The sequence below is a fragment of the Lentilactobacillus kefiri genome (genome assembly GCF_007989105.1).
Classification (GTDB): domain Bacteria; phylum Bacillota; class Bacilli; order Lactobacillales; family Lactobacillaceae; genus Lentilactobacillus; species Lentilactobacillus kefiri.
The window spans coordinates 1-19634 of record NZ_BJVK01000005.1; the positions used below are offsets into that span (position 1 = coordinate 1).

Sequence of the window (19634 nt, forward strand, 5' to 3'; positions counted from 1 at the left end):
GCCCTAATTAATTAAATCGTAAATTTGATTTTGGATATTGAACTGTATTTGGTTTGCTCGGTTTCTTGCTCGCCTGTTCAAAGTGGGCAGCGGAGCCAAGGCTTTTGGCACAAAAGCCAAATAATGAGTTATAGTCGAAATCTTTAACGCGAATCCCACAGTCGTCAACGTGAGAGTTAAAGAGAACCGTTGTCGATGGGTCAGTGATATCCATCTCGTGGACAACCCGCTGATCACATTTAAACATTTTTTCAGCCAAATCTGAACGGCGGTCATCTTTGAACATTTCAATGTCCAAGCCATTTCTTTCAGCCAGCTTATAGACCAGATCATCAGTATAAGGTTCTTCATTAATCAGAAGTTCTTTTTGAAGGTCCATCAAGAAATGCCGGCCAAACTTTTTGCCTTGAAATGAAGCTGCTTTAAAGTCCAAGATGGTATCGTAAGGCAAGTTTTGATCAAGATGGCTAAGGTGTTTGTTCATTGAGAAGTCATGTAGGATTTTGATGTTCAGCATTGAAACGAATCTAACACTGATTTGTTTGTTTAATTTTTGTGAAATACGTTCAATCGTCTTTTCGGCGTCATAACAATGTCGATTAAGTGGATCAACGAATAAATAAATCTCAAGTACCATTATTGCCCCTCCATGTGCAACCGACAACAAAATTAATATACTAATTATTTCTTCATTAAGGATACCAAATTTTCACACAAAAACAACAATTTTGCTTGAAGTGAGCATGCCATATTGGGAAAGATTGGCGAATATGTTAGAATTAAGTCTGATTGAATTTTAAGCTGAAGCAATAGCGCGCTGAACTTCGCGCGACAGATTGGAAGTGTTAGCTTGGTTAAAAATTGGGATAATTTTTTAATTCCTTATAAACAAGCTGTTGATGAATTAAAAGTTAAGCTGCGGGGAATTAGAGCGCAGTTCTTAAAAGTTGATGGTCGAAGTCCGATTGAATTTGTAACAGGTCGGGTTAAGCCGGTTGATAGTATTAAGGAAAAAATGGTGAGAAGACACATCTCAGAGGATCGGCTTGAAGAAGATATGGAAGATATTGCCGGCTTGAGAATCATGTGTCAATTTGTTGAAGATATTTATCAAGTTGTTGATTTGCTGCGGAAACGAACAGATATCAATATTCTTGAAGAACGAGACTATGTTCATAATAAAAAGCCGAGTGGATATCGTTCGTACCATATTATCTTTGAATACCCGGTTCAAATGTTATCCGGTGAGAAGGTCATTTTGGCAGAAATTCAAGTCAGAACACTGGCGATGAATTTTTGGGCAACTGTTGAGCACTCTTTAAACTATAAGTATAAAGGTGCATTCCCCGCTGATTTGAAGTCACGGTTGGAACGCTCAGCTGAAGCCGCCTTCCATTTGGATGAGGAAATGTCTGAAATTCGTGATGAGCTTCAAGAGGTTAAAAAGCAGGACCCTGATACTCAGGAACCAGACAAGGATGTAAGGAAGTCGTCTGATGAAAATAGCCATCTACAGTAATCTTGGGGAGTCGTCGAACATCGTGGCAACTTCACTGAAGAAAAAAATTGAAGAATCCCCAGAATTAAGCATTGATGGTCTGAACCCTGAAATCGTGATTTCTGTTGGTGGGGACGGTACTTTGCTGTCCGCATTTCACCATTATCAAGATATTAGCGACCGAATCCGGTTGGTTGGGATTCATACCGGCCACCTCGGCTTTTATACCGACTGGCGGGATTATGAAGTTTCGGAATTAGTTGACAGTTTAAAGCATGATAACGGTCAAAGCGTAACGTACCCCTTGTTGGATATTCGCGTTAATTACGTCAGTGGGGGCCCCGCAGACTATGGCCTGGCTTTGAATGAGTCCACTCTCAAACAGGTTAGTGGATCAATGGTCGCGGATGTTTATATCAAAGATACCTTATTTGAAAGCTTTCGGGGCGATGGGCTTTGTGTTTCTACTCCCAGCGGTTCGACTGCTTATAACAAATCAGTCGGTGGTGCCATCATCAACCCCACTTTGAATGCCATTCAGGTTGCCGAGATTTCTTCGATCAACAACCGGGTGTTTCGAACTTTGGGTTCACCGTTGATTATTTCACCTGATGAATGGGTAAAAATTGTTCCTAAAAGTTCCAACCGAACAATTCTAACCTGTGATCATCAAGTGATTTCCCATGAAGCGGTTGAATCGGTTGAATACCGGATCTCCAAACGCCGGATTGCGTTTGCCCAATATCGGCACACGCAATTTTGGCGACGGGTCAGCAATTCATTCATTGGCAAGGTCAATTTGGATGACTGAGTTTACATGGCAGTATAAGGGTGAATCACCGATTAAAGTCCGAACGTTCATTATGGGTTACGGTATTACTCGGACGTTGCTAAAAAAGATCAAGTATCATGGCGGCCAAACGCTGGTTAACGGCGAAGAATCTTTAGTTAACCGACTATTGACGACTGAGGATGTCGTTAAAGTTGTCTTACCGCCGGAACCGGAAAACGATCACGTTGACGTTTCCAATGTTCCCATTCACATTGTTCACGAAGATCCCAACTTCCTGGTGGTTAATAAGCCGGCTGGAGTGGCTTCGGTGCCTTCACACAATTATTCGACGGATTCATTGGTTAATCGGGTGAAAGGCTACTATCAACGGCAGGGCTATGCCAACCAGAGAATTCATATCGTCACCCGACTGGATAAAGACACCAGCGGGTTGGTGATTTTTGCAAAGCATCACTTTGCCCACTCGGTGCTTGATAAACAATTAAAAGATCGAACCATTCAAAAGAAGTACTTGGCAATTGTTGCCGGCAGAATTTCCAGTCCCCACTTTGAAATTTATCTGCCAATTGGTCGAACGGAAGACTCGTTTGTCAAACGGCAGGTAACGGCTGCCGGTAAGATGTCGGTTACCGAAGCTTGGACGGTCTGCAGACTGGCTAATCAAACACTGCTTAAAGTTCAGCTGCACACTGGTCGGACGCATCAGATCCGGGTCCATATGGAAGCAGTCGGCCACCCGTTAATCGGGGATTGGCTGTATAACCCGGATGACCATTCCATGCCAAGGCAGGCACTGCATTGTGCCGAGCTGACGTTTTATGATCCGTTTTCTGGGAACAACATCCATTGTGAAGCGCCGCTACCTTCGGACATGCAGTCATACATTGCTTTAAATAAAGGATTATAAACTGATCGACAATTCATTAAGCTTCCAACAAAATTTGCATTTGAAGTTTTGAGGTGGAAGCTTATTTGTATGGTCTCTGTGATATAATGAATTGCGTTTGTGGAGGGCTTTAAGTGAAAAAAATCGATTTTGGTAAACAATTTGTGAGCGACCATTTAAGTTTGTTTCGCTGTCCTGTCTGTCAGTCGCCTTTTGACGAAGTTTCAGGATATTCTTTGGTGTGCCCCAACAATCATTCTTTTGACCTGTCTAAAAAGGGAACGTTATTTTTTCTGACAAAGCAGGCCAATAACGAGTATGATAAGTCGATGCTTCAAGCACGCCACAAAATCTTGCAGGCAGGCTTGTTTGACCCGATTGTTGCCGAAATCTCCAAGCATTTGGCTACCACGCCCGAAACCATATTGGATGTCGGGTGCGGCGAAGGAACACCACTTTCACGCCTGTTAGCTCAGCGAAATGGTTCCGATACTGCAATTGGATTTGATATTTCAAAAGACGGTATTAATTTGGCCACTCAACAACCCGCAAAGGCCTTCTTTTGCGTTGCGGATTTGGCCAGGCTGCCATTTAATGACCATACTTTTTCGACAATTATTGATTTGTTTTCACCGTCTGCTTATGATGAATTCAACCGGGTTGCCAAAGAAGGCGGGAAGCTGATTAAGATCATTCCCAATAGTCATTATCTGCATGAACTTAGAGAAGCATTGTTTGGCATCGGCCAAAAGAATAGCTCCTATTCCAACGAGAAGGTCTTTGATTTATTTATGAAGCATTATCCAAATGCCTCAATCAATGAACTTACATATTCATTTTCAATTCCTCAGGGGATGCAGCAGGACATGATGATTATGACTCCGCTGCACTGGGGAAAAGATCGACAAAAGAATGCCATTGAGAACGTCAACGCGCTGAAGTCAATGACGGTTGACGTTTCTGTGATGGTGACTGATTTCTAAAAATTCGGAGGATAAAATGACTAATCATATCGTACTATTTGAACCCTTAATGCCTGCCAATACAGGTAATATTGCCCGGACCTGTGCCGGAACCGATACCGTGCTTGATCTTATTGAACCACTTGGATTTAGCATCGACGATAAGCATTTAAAACGTGCCGGACTGGATTACTGGGATAAAGTACAAATCAATTATCACAAAAATTTACCGGCATTTTTAAAAACGGTAAAGGATCCCAAAAATCTGTTTTTGGTTTCCAAATTTGCCAACCAGGATTACACAGACCCCGATTATTCTGATTCCGATCAGGATTACTATTTATTGTTTGGCAAGGAAACAACGGGATTGCCCGAACCATTTATGCGTAAAAATTTGGAAAAGGCGATCCGCATTCCACAAGATGATGACCATATTCGGGCACTTAATTTGTCCAACACATGTGCCATTGTTATCTATGAAGTATTGAGACAGCAAAGCTTCAATAACTTGGAACGTACTCATAAATATCCACATGATAAATTGAAGTAGGGATTATTAATCTTGACGAGAGGAGGGCAGACATCATTATGAAAACGAAGCGGACACCGAAAAAAACGGTTAAGAAGCGTGGCCGACCACGCAAATCAACCAAGACTTCCAAACGGCAGTCAAACTTTTTGAGCAAATATGCCGTCAATATTATTGGCGCTGTTGGCGCAATTTTGGCTTTGCTGGGACTGTTTCAGGCAGGAATTGTCGGCACGTTTATGATTAATGTTGCCCGCATCTTCGTTGGCAGTCTCTATCCGATTCTCCTATTAGTGGCGATTGTTGCCGGAACGTGGTTGGCCGGCTTTTCTCGGTTCCCTAAAATTCCCGCAAAGTATACTTTGGGGACATTGCTTATTTTGTTGGGGATCCTCATATGGCTGACTTTAATTGAATATGTTCAAGCTGCTCAACCGGTTGATTTCATCAACTTTAATTGGGAAAAATTGGTGGATGATATCGTTTCATCCAATGACGACTCCAATATTGGTGGTGGGATTCTGGCCACGGCGGTCTTTTATGTTCTTCATTTATTATTTGGCAAAATTGGAACCGGAATTGTCGCCAGCCTGGTCATTATCTTTGGCGGCTTTGTGCTTTTCGACATTTCGTTTGCGAAGGTTTTCGTTGCCGTTCGGACTTGTTTGACCTTCTTAAAGGAACAAATTGTCAAGGTTGGCCAAAGACGTGGCCAGAAGCCGGCAAAAATGCCTGTTAAGCGCTCCAATGATAAAAGTGAAGACGAACCCGTTCGACCGGCTGAACCGGTTGAGAGCTCCGATAACGGGTCAAATAAGCTGTCTGGGTCTTCGATTACGATTTCGGGGATGCCGGTAACTGATGACGATAAGCAGCCCGACAAACCGGAAACCAAGAAACCACAGCCCAAAGAATCCGAGCCGGACGATTCTACTGATGTTGATTTGGTTGACGTCAAAGAAGACGATTCATACAAATTGCCATCAACCGATCTCCTAACCCAGATTCCACATGATGACCAGTCGGGAGAACTCAAATCCATTGATCATAATGCGCAGGTTCTGCAAAAGACGCTGGACAGCTTTGGTGTCAAGGCTGAGATTAAACACGTTAGTTTGGGACCTTCCGTTACGAAGTATGAACTGCACCCGGACATTGGTGTCAAAGTCAGCCGGATTGTCAATTTGTCTGATGATATTGCCCTGGCGTTGGCAGCCAAAGATATTCGAATCGAAGCGCCAATTCCAGGAAAGTCACTCATTGGAATTGAAGTTCCAAATCGAAAGATTGCCACCGTTTCATTCCGTGACGTGGTTGAACATCAACCGGATAATCATGGCCATGTCCTCCAAGTACCGCTTGGAAAGGATGTTAATGGCAACGTGATTACGGCTGACTTAACGAAGATGCCGCATTTACTGATTGCCGGGTCGACTGGTAGTGGTAAATCGGTTGCTATCAATGGGATTATTACCAGCATTTTGCTTCATGCCAAGCCAAGTCAGGTTAAGCTGATGCTGATTGATCCGAAGAAAGTTGAATTGGGCGTTTATAATGGGATTCCCCATTTGCTCAGTCCAGTGGTTTCTGAACCAAAGAAGGCCGCAAGGGCATTGCAGAAGGTTGTTTCTGAAATGGAAAACCGATATGAATTGTTTGCGAAATTCGGCCAACGAAAAATTAGTACTTATAATGAATTTGTTGCTAAAAACAATCGAGAAAATGATACCAAGATTCAGCCAATGCCGTACATCGTGGTAATTGTCGATGAATTAGCTGATTTGATGATGACCGTTTCCAATGATGTTGAAGCGGCAATCATCCGTCTAGCACAGATGGGCCGGGCTGCCGGCATTCACATGATTTTGGCAACTCAACGACCATCAGTTGATGTTATCACCGGATTAATCAAGGCCAATGTGCCTTCAAGAATTGCGTTTGCCGTTTCAAGCGGAATTGATTCACGCACAATTATTGATACCAATGGTGCTGAAAAGCTGCTTGGACGTGGTGATATGTTATTCCTGCCGATTGATTCCAATACACCAATTCGAGTTCAGGGCGCCTTCATTTCCGATCAGGATGTTTCCAGAGTCGTTAAATTCATTACGGATCAGCAGTCCGCTGATTATGATGAATCGATGATGGTCAGTGACGAAGAAATTAAAGAAGAGGACCAGGAAGATTCCGAAGATGAGTTGTTTGGTGATGCGTTGGACTTCGTTGTTGATCAGCAAAAGGCCAGCACCTCATTACTGCAGCGACACTTCCGAATTGGTTATAACCGGGCTGCCAGATTGATTGATGATTTGGAAAAACGCGGTTATATCGGTCCTCAGGATGGTAGTCGGCCAAGACAGGTTTACAAGGATAAAAAGGAATAAAAAAAGCAGGCAAGATTTTCTTGCCTGCTTGATGATTCGTTTGATTAAAGAAATGTCATGATCGCTGAAATGACCAATGAACTAACAGTTGCAATGATCATGATCCAAACGAATACTAATGTGATTTTTTGAAATCGGGTTCTCTTTTTATGCGCCAATGTTTGCACCACTTTCTCTTGTTTTCCCTATATAGTTTAACTATCATTATCGTTCAATGCAATACGTTTTGTCAAAATCAGGAGGGTTACTCATGCATGTTTCTCCTTGGATGACTGCCACGGCAACGTTTTTTGTTCAATTACTGATTCTGTTCATCGTCGCCGGGTTCTTAGTTGTTTTAAGAAAAAATCAATTTTTTCGCTCAAAAGTTAAAATTAAGCCATTGGATTTCTGGCCGCCGATTTTGCTGTATTTTATTCATGAAATTAGCAAAAACGGGTTATCCGGTTCATTTATTCCGGAAGTGGTTATCGTTTGGTTGGGGTTAACCTTAATTGTGTTGATATGGCAAATTTTTACCAACCCCCATTTAACTTACAGAAAATTTTTTGTGACTTTCTGGCGATTCAGCGATTTATTCCTATTCTTTTGTTGGATCGTTGTGGGAATTTATGTCATTTTTGAGGCTTTATAATTTAATAGTTGTATCGAGAACCCAAGTGTTTAATCACTTGGGTTCTTTTTTTACCCAAAATTGGGTTATTTCCACCACTCATCTTAAAATGACGGTATATCAATGATTCCAGTGGATTGGGGGATGTAAAAAAAGTCCTTATAACAAAAGTTTTACAAATTGGAGGGATACGTGGTTGATAGTGGTGGATTGTGGTAGAATGTGAATGTAAACTGAAATTGGGGGTGGTGACGACATGTTCATGGGTGAATATCAACACAATATTGATGCCAAAGGACGTATCATCATCCCCGCTAAGTTTCGTCAGGATCTGGGTGACAAGCTCGTTGTCACTCGAGGAATGGATGGGTGTCTGTTTGGATATCCAATGAGCGAATGGGAAAAGGTCGAACAAAAGATCGACACTTTACCCGTCAATAAAAAAGATGCTCGTTACTTCACCAGATTTTTCTTCTCAGCTGCCGTTGAATGTGAATTTGACAAGCAGGGAAGAATTAATATCCCAAGTACACTACGAGATTATGCCAAAATTGCCAAGAAGTGTGTCGTCGTCGGCGTTTCCAATCGATTTGAAATCTGGAGCGATGAGCGATGGAACAACTTTAGCAATGAAGCAGAACAGAACTTTAATGATATTGCCGAAAATATGATTGACTTTTAACTGATCAGAAATTGAAAACGGGGGTGATCGAATGTCTGAATTTAAGCACATTACCGTGCTATTGAACGAGGCCGTCAAGGGATTGAACGTTAATCCAGACGGCATTTATGTTGATGCAACGTTAGGTGGCGGGGGACACACAACAAAAATACTTGAACAGCTGACAGACGGTCATCTTTATTCGTTTGATCAAGACGAAGAAGCAATTGATTATAATAAACAGCATTTGGCCAAATACATTGAAGCCGGAAAGTTAACCCTCATTCATGACAATTTTCGAAATTTGAAAACTGCCTTACAAAATGTTGGCGTGAGCGGCATCGATGGCATTGTTTATGATTTAGGCGTTTCTTCCCCACAATTTGATGAAGCTGGCAGAGGGTTCAGTTACCGCTTTGATGCTCGACTGGATATGCGAATGGATCAAGATAATCCCGTTGATGCATGGAAGATCGTGAACGAATGGCCATATGAAAAATTGGTTCGCATCTTTTACCGTTATGGTGAAGAAAAGTTTTCCAAATCAATTGCCAGAAGAATTGAAGCTGTTCGAACCGAGCATCCAATTAATACAACCAGTGATTTGGTGGACGTCATCAAAGAAGGAATTCCCGCTGCAGCAAGGCGTCACGGTGGCCATCCTGCCAAAAAGGTGTTTCAAGCAATTCGAATTGCCGTCAACGATGAGTTGTCCGCATTGGAAGATTCCTTGGAACAGGCACTTGATTTATTAAAAGTTAATGGGAGAATTAGCGTTATAACGTTTCAGTCATTGGAAGACCGGCTGGTTAAGACGATGTTTAAAGAAAAGACATCGTTACCCGATCTGCCACCTAATTTGCCAATTATTCCTGAAGGTATTAAACCAAAATTCAAAAGTATTACGAGAAAGCCAATTGTTCCGACTGAAGCTGAATTAGAAGAAAATCACCGTTCACATAGTGCTAAGTTGAGAATAATTGAACGAATTAAAAAATAGAATAAAAGGAAGATTACATATTATGGCCCAAAATAACTTAGCTCGTAAATTAACAGAACAACCAAAACCGTATGTTTCAAAACCTGAACCCACATCAATCAAGAGGGCGAGCATTTCCAAAGCGCTCAAACTTTCATCGTTCGAAAAGCTGTTGATTGTATGTGGCAGTGCTATCTTAACTGTGTTAATGTTAGTAGTTGTATCGTCAAAAATTGCATTATCAAATTCACAGCATGAACTTCAACATTTGGATAATCGAATTACAAATGTTCGCAACAGCAACACAAATTTGAAACAGCAGATTGGGGAGCTGCAAAGTAGCACCCGTCTTGATAAAATTGCACATAAGAGTGGCATGTCACTCAAAAATGCAAACATAAGGAATGTTACTAAATGAAAGATTCATCTGATCGCTCCACAGACAAACTGAATGCGCGTAAAAGCCGGAAAACTGTGGGAATAAGTCTATTCCTAGCATTTTTCCTGCTTTTTGCATTCTTAGGTACGCGTTTGTTAGTGATTGCGGTAGGCAAAAACGTTAAGAATGTTAATTTAAATAACCGTGCCGAAAAACTCTATACCCAAACCCAGGTCCTCAAAGCAAAACGAGGATCTATTTATGATGCAAACGGAAACCCAATTGCAGAAGATACCAGTACATATTCGTTATACGCAGTGTTAGATAAGAGCCAAAAGGGATTAAACGGTAAGCCACTCTATGTGGTTAACAAATCAAAGACGGCAAAAGTGATTTCAAAATACCTGCCAATCTCCAAGAAAAAGGCACTCAAAATTTTATCACCTAAAAATAAGCATCCGTTCCAAGTCGAATTTGGAAGTGCCGGAACGAACATTTCCTTATTGACCAAGAAAAAGATTGAAGCTGAAAAGCTCCCTGGAATCGACTTTGTTCAAAAGCAGGCTCGGTTGTATCCAAACGGTATTTTTTCGTCTAATTTAATTGGGGTGGCAACTTCTCAAACCAATAAAAAGACTGGAACTTCCAACTTGGTTGGCCAAATGGGGATCGAAAAAGCCTTTAATAAAACCCTTGCCGGTCAAAACGGTTATAAAGATGCTCAGTATGATGTGTACGGGTATAAACTTCCGGGCAAACGCCAGAAGGAAAAGGCCGTCAAAAATGGGAACAATATTTACACAACGATTGATTCTCGAATTCAAACGCTGCTTGAAAGTGAAATGAATTCCGTCCAATCGCAAGTCCATCCTGCTGGTATGAATGCAGTCTTGATGGATGCTAAGACTGGTAAGATTGTGGCGGCATCTCAAAGACCGACTTTTAACGCCTCGACCATGAAAGGCATTGGGTCTGCATGGACCAACACTTTGTCATCCGATATGTATGAACCTGGTTCAACAATGAAGGTTTTCACACTTTCTGCAGCAATTAATTCTGGCCATTATAACGGAAATGACACCTATGAATCAGGGCGTTATTCCATCGATGGCAAGATCGTGCCGGATTGGAATCCTGGTGGTTGGGGTTATATTACCTACAACAAAGGATTTGCCCTTTCCAGTAACGTTGCTATGGCCCACTTGGAGCAACAAATGGGACCCAAGACCTGGAAAAAGTATATTCAAAAGTTTGGCTTCTTAAAGAGCACCAACACGGGCCTTCCCAATGAATTAACCGGTCGGCTTCAGTTTAATTATCCAATTGAGCAGGCTGATACGTCATTTGGACAAGGAATTGAAGTAACAACCATGCAAATGATGCAGGCTTTATCTGCAGTTTCAAATAATGGTACAATGATGAAGCCGTACTTTATTTCTAAAGTGACAAATGCTGCCAATAATAAGACAATTAAAAAGTATGGCAAAAAGGTTGTTGGCCATCCAATCAGTGCCAAAACCGCTAAAGCCGTCCGTAAGCATATGCAGGATGTTGTTTATAAGTCTTACGGAATTGGTGCTGATTATAAGATCAAAGGCTACCGGGTTGCTGCCAAAACCGGTACTGCCCAAGTCAGCAACGGTTCCGGCGGGTATGCATCCGGCGACGACAGTTACTTGTATTCAGTTGCTGGAATGGTTCCTGCAAACAACCCTCGGTACGTGATGTTCATCACGATGAAGCAGCCTAAACTGAATGGTTTGAAAACGGCAACTCAGCTGTTGGCCGAAATCTTCAAGCCGGTTATTACCCGGGCTCTGCAAAATTCAAATTCCAAGCAGGCAACTGCTAAGCGCAAGGTCCCATCGGTTACTTATCAGACAACCACTTATGCAAAACGGGTGATGAATGAAAAAGGATTTGATGTTGTGACAATTGGTGACGGGGATACGATCAGCAAGCAATCACCAAGTGCCAGTCAAACGGCGACTGAGCAAAAGCGGGTATTTCTGTTAACCAGCAAGAACTGGAAGATGCCAAGAATTATTGGCTGGAGCAAGCACGATGTTGAAGAATTCTGTTCATTGACAGGGCTGAAACTTGAATCAACTGGCAGTGGTTATGCTGACAGTCAAAGCATCAACTTTGAAAAGTCAATCGGTTCCGGTGACGTTTTAAAGGTAAATTTTGAATAATGAAGGATGGTATGTTTCTATTATGGGTAATTGGGTGACACCTTTATTAAGTACATTTTTGATAACGGCAATTTTTATGCCGAGCTTGATTAAGTATTTTCGAAGTCGTCATGAAGGCCAGATGATTAGAGAAGAGGGGCCTTCCTGGCACGAAAAGAAGTCAGGAACCCCAACGATGGGCGGAATTCTCTTTATCTTTGCCATTGTCGTGAGTGACCTTGTTTTTGGTGGATTTAAGCATATGCTCAATCCAACATTGTTAATCCTGTTGTTCGTTCTGATTGCTTATGGATTAATTGGTATGTGGGATGACAGCATTAAGCTGTTTAGACGTCAGAACGAGGGATTAAAGGCATGGCAGAAATTGCTGTGCCAAATTGTGGCTGCCGTGGTCTTTTCGGTGGTATACATACATGAAGGCTTCCCATTGGCCATTAAAATTCCGTTTGGCGGGGATCTTCATTTAGGTTACTGGTACATTGTCTTTATCGCTTTCTGGTTGGTCGGCTTCTCAAACGCCGTCAACTTGAGTGATGGGCTTGATGGACTGGTTGCCGGTTTAGGAACGATTTCTTTTGCATCATACGGTATCATTGCATTGGTTCAACACCAGGTCGAAGTTGGCATGTTTTGCTTCTCCGTTGTTGGTGGCCTGTTGGCATTCTTTATTTTCAACCATAAGCCCGCAAAGATCTTTATGGGTGACATGGGTTCATTAGCTCTTGGTGGTGCACTTGCCTGTGTATCGGTGTTGGTTCACCATGAGTTTTCATTATTGATTATTGGTATTATTTACGTGTGTGAAACTGCTAGTGTTATTATCCAAGTCATTTCGTTCAAGACGACTGGTAAACGAGTCTTCAAAATGACGCCAATCCATCACCATTTTGAAATGTGTGGTTGGTCTGAATGGAAAATTGACATTGTGTTCTGGTCGATTGCATTGGTAGCATCCGCACTCAGTATCATGACAATTATTTAGAGGTTGGGACAAAACGGCTGGTTTTGTATCCAGCCTATTTGACTATTCAAACGATGAAAAACGAGGGATTAAAATGAAAAAAATTGATGATTATAAGAATAAAAAAGTACTTGTATTGGGAGCCGGTAAAAGTGGTACTCACGCAGCAGAACTACTGAAAGAGTTGGGGGCAACCGTTGTCTTGAGTGATTCAAAGCCGAGTTCGGAGCTGCCTGAAGTTGCTCAGCTGAATGATGAAGGGATTGAGACCATCACAGGCAGGCAGGATCCGACCATTTTAGATGATGGCTTTGATATCATGGTTAAAAACCCCGGAATTCCATATGACAATTCCGTTGTTGCCGCTGCGGTTGAACACCATTTACCAATCATTACAGAAGTTGAATTGGCTTCCCAAATCACTGATGCTGAGATCATTGGCGTTACTGGAAGCAACGGTAAAACAACAACGGTCACAATGATCACCAAAATTTTGAATCAGGAACGTGATAAAGGTCATGCATATGCCGCCGGAAACATTGGTATTTCAGCAACTGAAACCGCTAAAAAGGCAACCGCAGATGACACAATTGTCATGGAACTTTCAAGTTTCATGTTGCTGGGAATTAAGACCCTTCATCCTCACGTTGCTGTTTTAACGAATATCTTCTCAAATCATTTGGATTATCATAAAACCCGTGAAAACTACGTGAATGCAAAAATGCGGATTACCATGAACCAAACACCTGACGACTTTTTCGTTGTCAACTTTGATTCAGATGAATGGCGCGGATTGAGTAAGCGAAGCGCTGCTCAGGTTGTGCCGTTTGCCCGAACCTACGATACGAACAAGGGCGCTTACGAAAAGAACGGCAAGCTTTACTATAACGATGAATTCATTATGAATGCCGACGACATTAAAGTTCCCGGCAAACAAAATGTTGAAAATGCCCTTGCTGCGATTGCCTGTGCCAAAGTTCTTGGCAAGTCCAACTTGGCCATTACCAACGTCCTGGAAACCTTTACCGGTGTTCGGCACCGTCTCCAATTTGTTTTGGAAGCCAATGGCCGAAGATTCTACAATGATTCAAAGGCAACCGACATTGAAGCGACTCAAATGGCACTTGAAGGATTCGACAAACCGGTTGTTCTCTTGGCTGGTGGCTTGGATCGTGGATATACCTTTGATAAGTTGATTCCACAATTCAAGGATCACGTTAAGGCTGCCGTATTATTTGGTGAAACCGCCGACTTGCTTGAAGATTCATTGAAGAAGGCTGGAATTACCAATATTAAAAAAGTTGAAAACTTGGATGAGGCCGTCCCTGCTGCTTATGCATACAGTGATGAGGGCGATATCGTATTACTTTCACCTGCCAATGCCAGCTGGGATCAGTTTAAGACCTTCGAAGAACGTGGCGATCGTTACATTCAAGATGTTGAAAAATTGACAAATAAGCAGGAGGGGCACTAATGCGTTTAATAATTTCTGGTGGTGGTACCGGGGGACATATCTATCCGGCACTTGCGATTATTGAAGATTTGATGAAGCAGGAACCTGATTCACAGGTATTGTATGTTGGCTCAAAGCGGGGACTTGAAAGTTCAATTGTTCCCAAACAGGGCATCAAATTCATTGCTTTGGAAATTCAAGGCTTTAAGCGTTCTTTATCTTTGGAAAACTTTAAAACAGTCGCCCTTTTTTTGAAGAGTGTTCACGAGTCTAAAAAAATTATTAAAGATTTCAAACCGGATATTGTCATTGGAACAGGTGGCTATGTTTCCGGAGCGGTTGTCTACGCAGCTGCCAAAGCTCACATTCCAACCATGATCCATGAACAAAACAGTGCCGTTGGTTTGACTAACAAGTTTTTGAGCCGTTACGTTGATAAAATTGCGATTGGATTTCATGAAGCAGCTGATCAATTTCCAAAAGAAAAGGTTGTGTTTGCCGGTAATCCGCGGGCTCAACAAGTTGCCAAAATGAAGAGTACCTTTAAGTGGTCCGACATTGGTTTGCAAGATGATCGGCCAACGGTTCTCATATTTGGTGGGAGCCAAGGGGCACCCGCAATTAACAAGGCGGTCATCAGTTCGATCAGTGAGTTTAATAAACGGCGGTATCAAGTGGTCTTTGTAACCGGTCAGAAGCGTTATCAAAATGTCATGGACCTGTTAAACAAGTCACGGATCAGCAGCAACATTAAGATTTTGCCGTACATAAACAACATGCCGCAAGTCTTACCAAAAGTTTCTTTGATTGTCGGCCGTTCCGGTGCAACCAGTATTGCCGAAATCACCGCACTTGGAATTCCGGCTGTCTTGATTCCCAGCCCTTATGTCACCGCTGATCATCAGACGAAAAATACAATGAGCCTGGTTAAACGTGGTGCAGCGCTGATGATTAAACAGGATGATTTGAATGCTCAAAGCCTGTTAAAAGCAATCGATCAACTCATGCACGATTCATCTGCCCGAGAAAAAATGGCAGCCAATTCCAAAAAGTTGGGCGTCGTCGATTCCGCAGACGAAATTTTAAACTTGGCCAGAACGATCATTAAATCGAAATAGTTCTGCCAACAGGGGGACGGATTAGTGGAAACAAAAGATCATAATGAGCAGGAACACGGACTGTTTCGTGATTTTCAAAATAAAAATGCCAAAAAAATGTGGCCACTGGTTTTGCTGATTACCGTTATTCTGTTGGTGATGATTTTCATGATTTCATCGTATAGTCGGGTACAGAAAGTCACGGTTACCGGCAATGAAATTGTCAGTGATAAGCAGATTAAAGGATTTTCCCCAGTCAAAAAGGGCACATCATTATTTGCCGTTTGGGGAAAGACCGATAAGCTGGCCCAATCACTCAAGCAACGGAGTATGCGGATGCAGTCCGTTAAGATGAAACTGGTTAATTTTAATCAGGTAAAAATTAAAGTTGAAGAATATCCGACAATCGGTTACCTATACGTGCACGGTGGTTATCAGCCCATTTTAAAAAGTGGTGTCATTATCAAGGGGAAAGTATTGAATCCCAAAGCCGGTTTTCCGGTTTTAAAGAAATTTAAGAATCCGGAAAAGCTGCGGCGCACCATCAAACAATATCGAAGAATCGATCCGCCGGTGAGAGCCGTGATGAGTACCATCAGTTTTTCACCGACTAAAAGTAATCCTGACCGGATCTTCATTCAAATGAGTGATGGCAACAAAGTGTACGCTTCAATCAGCACTTTTGGCGATAAAATGGACTATTATCCAAGCATTAATTCCAAGCTGAAAGTGAAAAGTGTGATTAATTTGGAAGTCGGTGCATATTCGTATCCAATTACGAAAAAGCAATCTTCTTCAAATACGACCACAATGCATGGTTATTAGTGTCGATTAGTCTTTTTCGATGATTATGATTGTGTTAAACTTGTGTTATGTTCAGAAAATATTCTAGATGTGGAGGTTCCTTACATATATGGATAATTCGGGTTTATATGTGGGACTTGATATAGGAACTACCTCAATAAAAGTAATTGTTGCAGAAAAAGTAAAAGGGCAATTGAACGTTATTGGTGTGGGAAATCAGCCTTCAAATGGATTGAGTCGTGGTGTGATCGTAGATATCGACCAAGCTGCCGAAGCAATTCGAAGTGCTGTAAATCAAGCTCAAGAAAAAGCAAGTATTGAGATTAAAGACGTTATAGTAAGCGTTCCAGCGAACATGTTACGGATTGAACCATGCAATGGATTGATAACATTGGATGACCAGTCTCGTGAAATAACTGAAGAAGACGTCCGCAACGTTGCGGCATCTGCTTTGGGGACCAGTTTGCCCCAGGAACGAGAGATAATTGATATCCAACCAGAAGAGTTCATCGTTGATGGCTTTGATGGCATCAAAGACCCTCGGGGGATGGTCGGCGTTCGCCTTGAAATGCGTGGTAAGTTAATTACAGGTTCAAAGGGCATTATGCACAACTTGGAAAAAGCTGTTGCTAAAGCCGGCTTGAATATCGTATCGACCGTTTTGACACCTCTAGCCGAAAGCCACGTTGTGTTAAATGACGGTGAACAGGACTTTGGAACAATCATTGTTGACCTTGGTGGTGGGCAGACAACTGCTTCCGTCATTCACGATCATCAATTGAAGTATGCCACCACCGATCCTGAAGGCGGGACATTTATTACAAAAGATATTTCCATCGTATTGAATACGTCGATGGAAAATGCTGAAAAAATTAAACGTGATTACGGTTATGCCGACTCACTCCAAGCATCTGCAGATAATGAATTTCCAGTAGAAGTTGTTGGTCAATCAGAACCAACCTATATTGACGAACGTTATCTTGCTGAAGTGATTGAAGCCCGTGTCAGTCAGATATTTGACCGAATCAAGGACCGTCTGAATCAAATCAAAGCACTGGATTTACCCGGTGGCATTGTTTTGACCGGCGGTGTAGCTGCACTCCCAGGAATTGCCGAATTAGCCGCTGACCAATTCAACACTAATGTCAGGGTCTATATTCCTGATCAGATGGGATTGCGACACCCATCATTTACAGCTGCACTTTCATTAGTATCATACTTTGCCGACCTGGCAGACGTTGACATGATTGTTAGATCGGCCGTTGGTGCGACATTAACCAAGGCTCCTAAGCTCAGCCAACCCGAACAAGTTCAATCACCTGTTCCAGGTAAGACTAAGAAGACCAGGAAACCGACACAGAAGAAAAAACGCGGTGAAGGAATCAAGAATTTCTTTAGTGATTTCTTTGATTAAGCACTTAAACGGAGGGAAAAGACAATTATGGAATATTCATTAGATTCCACCGATAACCACGGTGCAAACATTAAAGTTATCGGAGTTGGCGGCGGGGGAAGCAATGCCGTTAACACGATGATTAACTCAGATGTAAAAGGTGTTGAATTTATCGTTGCCAACACTGATGTTCAGGCTTTGGCAACATCCAAAGCTGAAACCCGGATTCAACTTGGACCTAAGCTGACACGTGGTTTGGGTGCAGGCTCAAATCCAGATGTTGGTGCCAAGGCTGCTGAAGAAAGTGAAGAAGCCATCACCGAAGCACTTGAAGGTGCCGACATGATTTTCGTCACTGCCGGAATGGGTGGTGGTACCGGTAACGGTGCTGCCCCAATTGTAGCCAAGATTGCTAAGGACCAGGGCGCACTCACAGTGGGTGTTGTTACCCGTCCATTCAGCTTTGAAGGCCCACGTCGGGCAAAATACGCCGATGAAGGTGTTGCCCAACTTAAAGAAAATGTTGATACATTAATCGTTATTTCTAATAATCGTTTACTTGAAATGGTCGACAAGAAGACACCTATGATGGATGCCTTTAAAGAAGCCGACAATGTGTTGCGTCAAGGTGTTCAAGGTATCTCAGACTTAATTACCAGTCCCGGATATGTTAACTTGGATTTTGCCGATGTTAAGACAACCATGCAGGATCAAGGCTCTGCTTTGATGGGTGTTGGTACTGCCAACGGTGAAAACCGCACTGCAGAAGCAACTAAAAAGGCCATTTCTTCACCACTTCTTGAAGTCTCAATTGATGGTGCAGAACAGGTATTGTTGAACATTACCGGTGGCCCGGATCTTTCATTGTTTGAAGCCCAAGACGCTTCTGATATTGTTTCGCAAGCTGCAACCAGTGACGTTAACATTATCTTTGGTACTTCGATTGACGAATCATTAGGCGACGAAGTTCGAGTTACTGTTATTGCAACCGGAATTGACAAGAAGAAAGCTGAAAAAGGACGTTTGGCTTCACGACGAACCAGATCAGCTCGTCCACAAGCTACTGCCCGTCCACACAGCGATCGTCAAACTTCAGATAATCAATCACAAGACAAGTCAAATCAAAAGAGTGATCCACTTGGCAACTGGGACATCCGAAAGCAGCCAGCCGCAACCCGACCAGCCGCTCAAGATGAATTCAGCGATGTTGAGAAGAAGGATTTCGATCCTTTCCAACCCGACGTCAAGCCTGATGATTCCAAGTCAGATACCAGTGGCGACTCACAAGACGACATTCCACCATTCTTTAAGCACCGCCGTCGTGATAAGTAATTTTATTTGCCCGGTGTGCATGTTTGGTGAAATGTGAAAGGACACGAAATGCCAAAATTTAATTTAGCTAATTTTTTTGGGATGGATACAGACCAACCAGAAAATCAAATTGATAAGCCGGCGGATAACGTTGTATTGATGAACAGACAAGAACCTGAAACAAGCAGTATTGTTGTATTTGAGCCAGTCAACTACACCGATGTTGATACAATTGCCCAAAAGTTATTGGAGGACAGTGCGGTCATCATCAAGCTAGACAAATTAGATAATAATTCAGCGGCAAGAATGGTTGATTTCTTGAATGGCGTTTTGTTTGCCATCCACGGTTCAATTAACCGACTTGGCCGAAATATCTTTATTTGCTCACCAAAGAAATTTCAAGTAACCGAGTAATCTTGATAAATAAGGAGCAGCCTATTGGTAACATTTGTTATGTATGCGGTTTGGTTAATTAACAAGGCAATCAGCATTTACATGCTGTGCATTGTTGTATATGCCCTGATGAGCTGGTTCCCCAATGCATATGGAACCGCAATCGGCAGATTCTTAGCACGGATTGTAGAACCATTTGAAAATTTATTTAGTTTTGCAACGGTTGGCATGATTAGTCTTGCACCAATCGTTGCTTTGGCTGTACTCACATTTGTTCAAATGGGAGTAAGTTATTTGGGGCAGCTGCTCATAGGTTATTAGCAAGCTTGGGGCAGAGGGGGAA

21 protein-coding genes are annotated in these 19634 nt (G+C 42.3%); 19 read left to right on the forward strand and 2 right to left on the reverse strand.

What is annotated here, in order from left to right; translation table 11 throughout:
* Positions 1 to 7: 7 nt before the first annotated feature.
* Entirely contained in the window at positions 8 to 637 is a 630-nt protein-coding gene (locus LKE01_RS02970; protein ID WP_056982103.1) for a DsbA family protein, read from the reverse strand.
* 213 nt (positions 638 to 850) lie between these two features.
* On the opposite strand from LKE01_RS02970, the gene yjbM reads away from it, so the two are divergent.
* From yjbM to LKE01_RS03000, 6 genes are all read left to right on the forward strand, one after another.
* Positions 851 to 1519 carry a GTP diphosphokinase gene (yjbM, locus tag LKE01_RS02975; protein WP_056982104.1) on the forward strand — a complete coding sequence of 223 codons (669 nt, stop codon included), beginning with the start codon at positions 851 to 853 and terminating at the stop codon, positions 1517 to 1519.
* Entirely contained in the window at positions 1497 to 2309 is an 813-nt protein-coding gene (locus LKE01_RS02980) for an NAD kinase (protein ID WP_056982105.1), read from the forward strand. Before yjbM ends, LKE01_RS02980 begins: the two co-directional genes overlap by 23 nt.
* Entirely contained in the window at positions 2302 to 3198 is an 897-nt protein-coding gene (locus tag LKE01_RS02985) for an RluA family pseudouridine synthase (RefSeq protein WP_054769833.1), read from the forward strand. The genes LKE01_RS02980 and LKE01_RS02985 overlap by 8 nt, the downstream gene beginning before the upstream one ends.
* Positions 3199 to 3311: 113 nt before the next feature.
* Positions 3312 to 4160: a methyltransferase domain-containing protein gene (locus LKE01_RS02990; protein WP_056982106.1), complete on the forward strand. Its 849-nt coding sequence runs from the start codon at positions 3312 to 3314 to the stop codon at positions 4158 to 4160.
* A 16-nt stretch (positions 4161 to 4176) separates the two neighbouring features.
* Positions 4177 to 4689, forward strand: coding sequence for a tRNA (cytidine(34)-2'-O)-methyltransferase (locus LKE01_RS02995; RefSeq protein WP_056982108.1), 513 nt, complete (start codon positions 4177 to 4179; stop codon positions 4687 to 4689).
* 38 nt (positions 4690 to 4727) lie between these two features.
* Positions 4728 to 7052 (forward strand): DNA translocase FtsK, encoded by a 2325-nt coding sequence (locus LKE01_RS03000; protein WP_056982109.1) that lies wholly within the window; start codon positions 4728 to 4730, stop codon positions 7050 to 7052.
* A 44-nt stretch (positions 7053 to 7096) separates the two neighbouring features.
* On the opposite strand, the gene LKE01_RS03005 is transcribed toward LKE01_RS03000, so the two are convergent.
* Entirely contained in the window at positions 7097 to 7222 is a 126-nt protein-coding gene (locus LKE01_RS03005) for a DUF4044 domain-containing protein (protein ID WP_082619737.1), read from the reverse strand.
* Positions 7223 to 7302: 80 nt separating this feature from the next.
* Between LKE01_RS03005 and LKE01_RS03010 the strand changes: the two genes are divergently transcribed.
* The 13 genes from LKE01_RS03010 (at position 7303) to LKE01_RS03070 (ending at position 19612) form a co-directional block, all read left to right on the forward strand.
* The gene (locus LKE01_RS03010) at positions 7303 to 7686 is read left to right on the forward strand and encodes a DUF3397 domain-containing protein (RefSeq protein WP_056982111.1); all 384 of its coding nucleotides are present in this window, start codon (positions 7303 to 7305) and stop codon (positions 7684 to 7686) included.
* Between the two features lie 235 nt (positions 7687 to 7921).
* A complete protein-coding gene (mraZ, locus tag LKE01_RS03015; protein ID WP_056982113.1) occupies positions 7922 to 8347 on the forward strand; it encodes a division/cell wall cluster transcriptional repressor MraZ in 426 nt (141 codons plus the stop codon).
* Positions 8348 to 8378: 31 nt separating this feature from the next.
* The gene (gene rsmH, locus LKE01_RS03020; RefSeq protein ID WP_056982114.1) at positions 8379 to 9326 is read left to right on the forward strand and encodes a 16S rRNA (cytosine(1402)-N(4))-methyltransferase RsmH; all 948 of its coding nucleotides are present in this window, start codon (positions 8379 to 8381) and stop codon (positions 9324 to 9326) included.
* A 22-nt stretch (positions 9327 to 9348) separates the two neighbouring features.
* The gene (ftsL, locus tag LKE01_RS03025; RefSeq protein WP_054769242.1) at positions 9349 to 9723 is read left to right on the forward strand and encodes a cell division protein FtsL; all 375 of its coding nucleotides are present in this window, start codon (positions 9349 to 9351) and stop codon (positions 9721 to 9723) included.
* On the forward strand, positions 9720 to 11879 hold the full coding sequence (locus LKE01_RS03030) for a penicillin-binding transpeptidase domain-containing protein (RefSeq protein ID WP_056982115.1): 2160 nt from the start codon (positions 9720 to 9722) through the stop codon (positions 11877 to 11879). The genes ftsL and LKE01_RS03030 overlap by 4 nt, the downstream gene beginning before the upstream one ends.
* 22 nt (positions 11880 to 11901) lie before the next feature.
* Complete coding sequence (gene mraY, locus LKE01_RS03035; RefSeq protein WP_056982215.1) at positions 11902 to 12861, forward strand: phospho-N-acetylmuramoyl-pentapeptide-transferase; 960 nt, start codon at positions 11902 to 11904, stop codon at positions 12859 to 12861.
* Between the two features lie 73 nt (positions 12862 to 12934).
* Positions 12935 to 14314 (forward strand): UDP-N-acetylmuramoyl-L-alanine--D-glutamate ligase, encoded by a 1380-nt coding sequence (gene murD / locus LKE01_RS03040; protein ID WP_056982117.1) that lies wholly within the window; start codon positions 12935 to 12937, stop codon positions 14312 to 14314.
* On the forward strand, positions 14314 to 15411 hold the full coding sequence (murG, locus tag LKE01_RS03045; RefSeq protein WP_056982118.1) for an undecaprenyldiphospho-muramoylpentapeptide beta-N-acetylglucosaminyltransferase: 1098 nt from the start codon (positions 14314 to 14316) through the stop codon (positions 15409 to 15411). The genes murD and murG overlap by 1 nt, the downstream gene beginning before the upstream one ends.
* 24 nt (positions 15412 to 15435) lie before the next feature.
* On the forward strand, positions 15436 to 16215 hold the full coding sequence (locus LKE01_RS03050) for a cell division protein FtsQ/DivIB (RefSeq protein WP_169790309.1): 780 nt from the start codon (positions 15436 to 15438) through the stop codon (positions 16213 to 16215).
* Positions 16216 to 16303: 88 nt separating this feature from the next.
* Positions 16304 to 17608 (forward strand): cell division protein FtsA, encoded by a 1305-nt coding sequence (gene ftsA, locus LKE01_RS03055; RefSeq protein ID WP_179286780.1) that lies wholly within the window; start codon positions 16304 to 16306, stop codon positions 17606 to 17608.
* Positions 17609 to 17635: 27 nt separating this feature from the next.
* Entirely contained in the window at positions 17636 to 18919 is a 1284-nt protein-coding gene (gene ftsZ / locus LKE01_RS03060; RefSeq protein WP_056982121.1) for a cell division protein FtsZ, read from the forward strand.
* 48 nt (positions 18920 to 18967) lie between these two features.
* Entirely contained in the window at positions 18968 to 19312 is a 345-nt protein-coding gene (locus LKE01_RS03065) for a cell division protein SepF (RefSeq protein WP_014939623.1), read from the forward strand.
* 24 nt (positions 19313 to 19336) lie between these two features.
* Positions 19337 to 19612: a YggT family protein gene (locus LKE01_RS03070; RefSeq protein ID WP_082619738.1), complete on the forward strand. Its 276-nt coding sequence runs from the start codon at positions 19337 to 19339 to the stop codon at positions 19610 to 19612.
* The last annotated feature ends 22 nt before the right edge of the window (positions 19613 to 19634 follow it).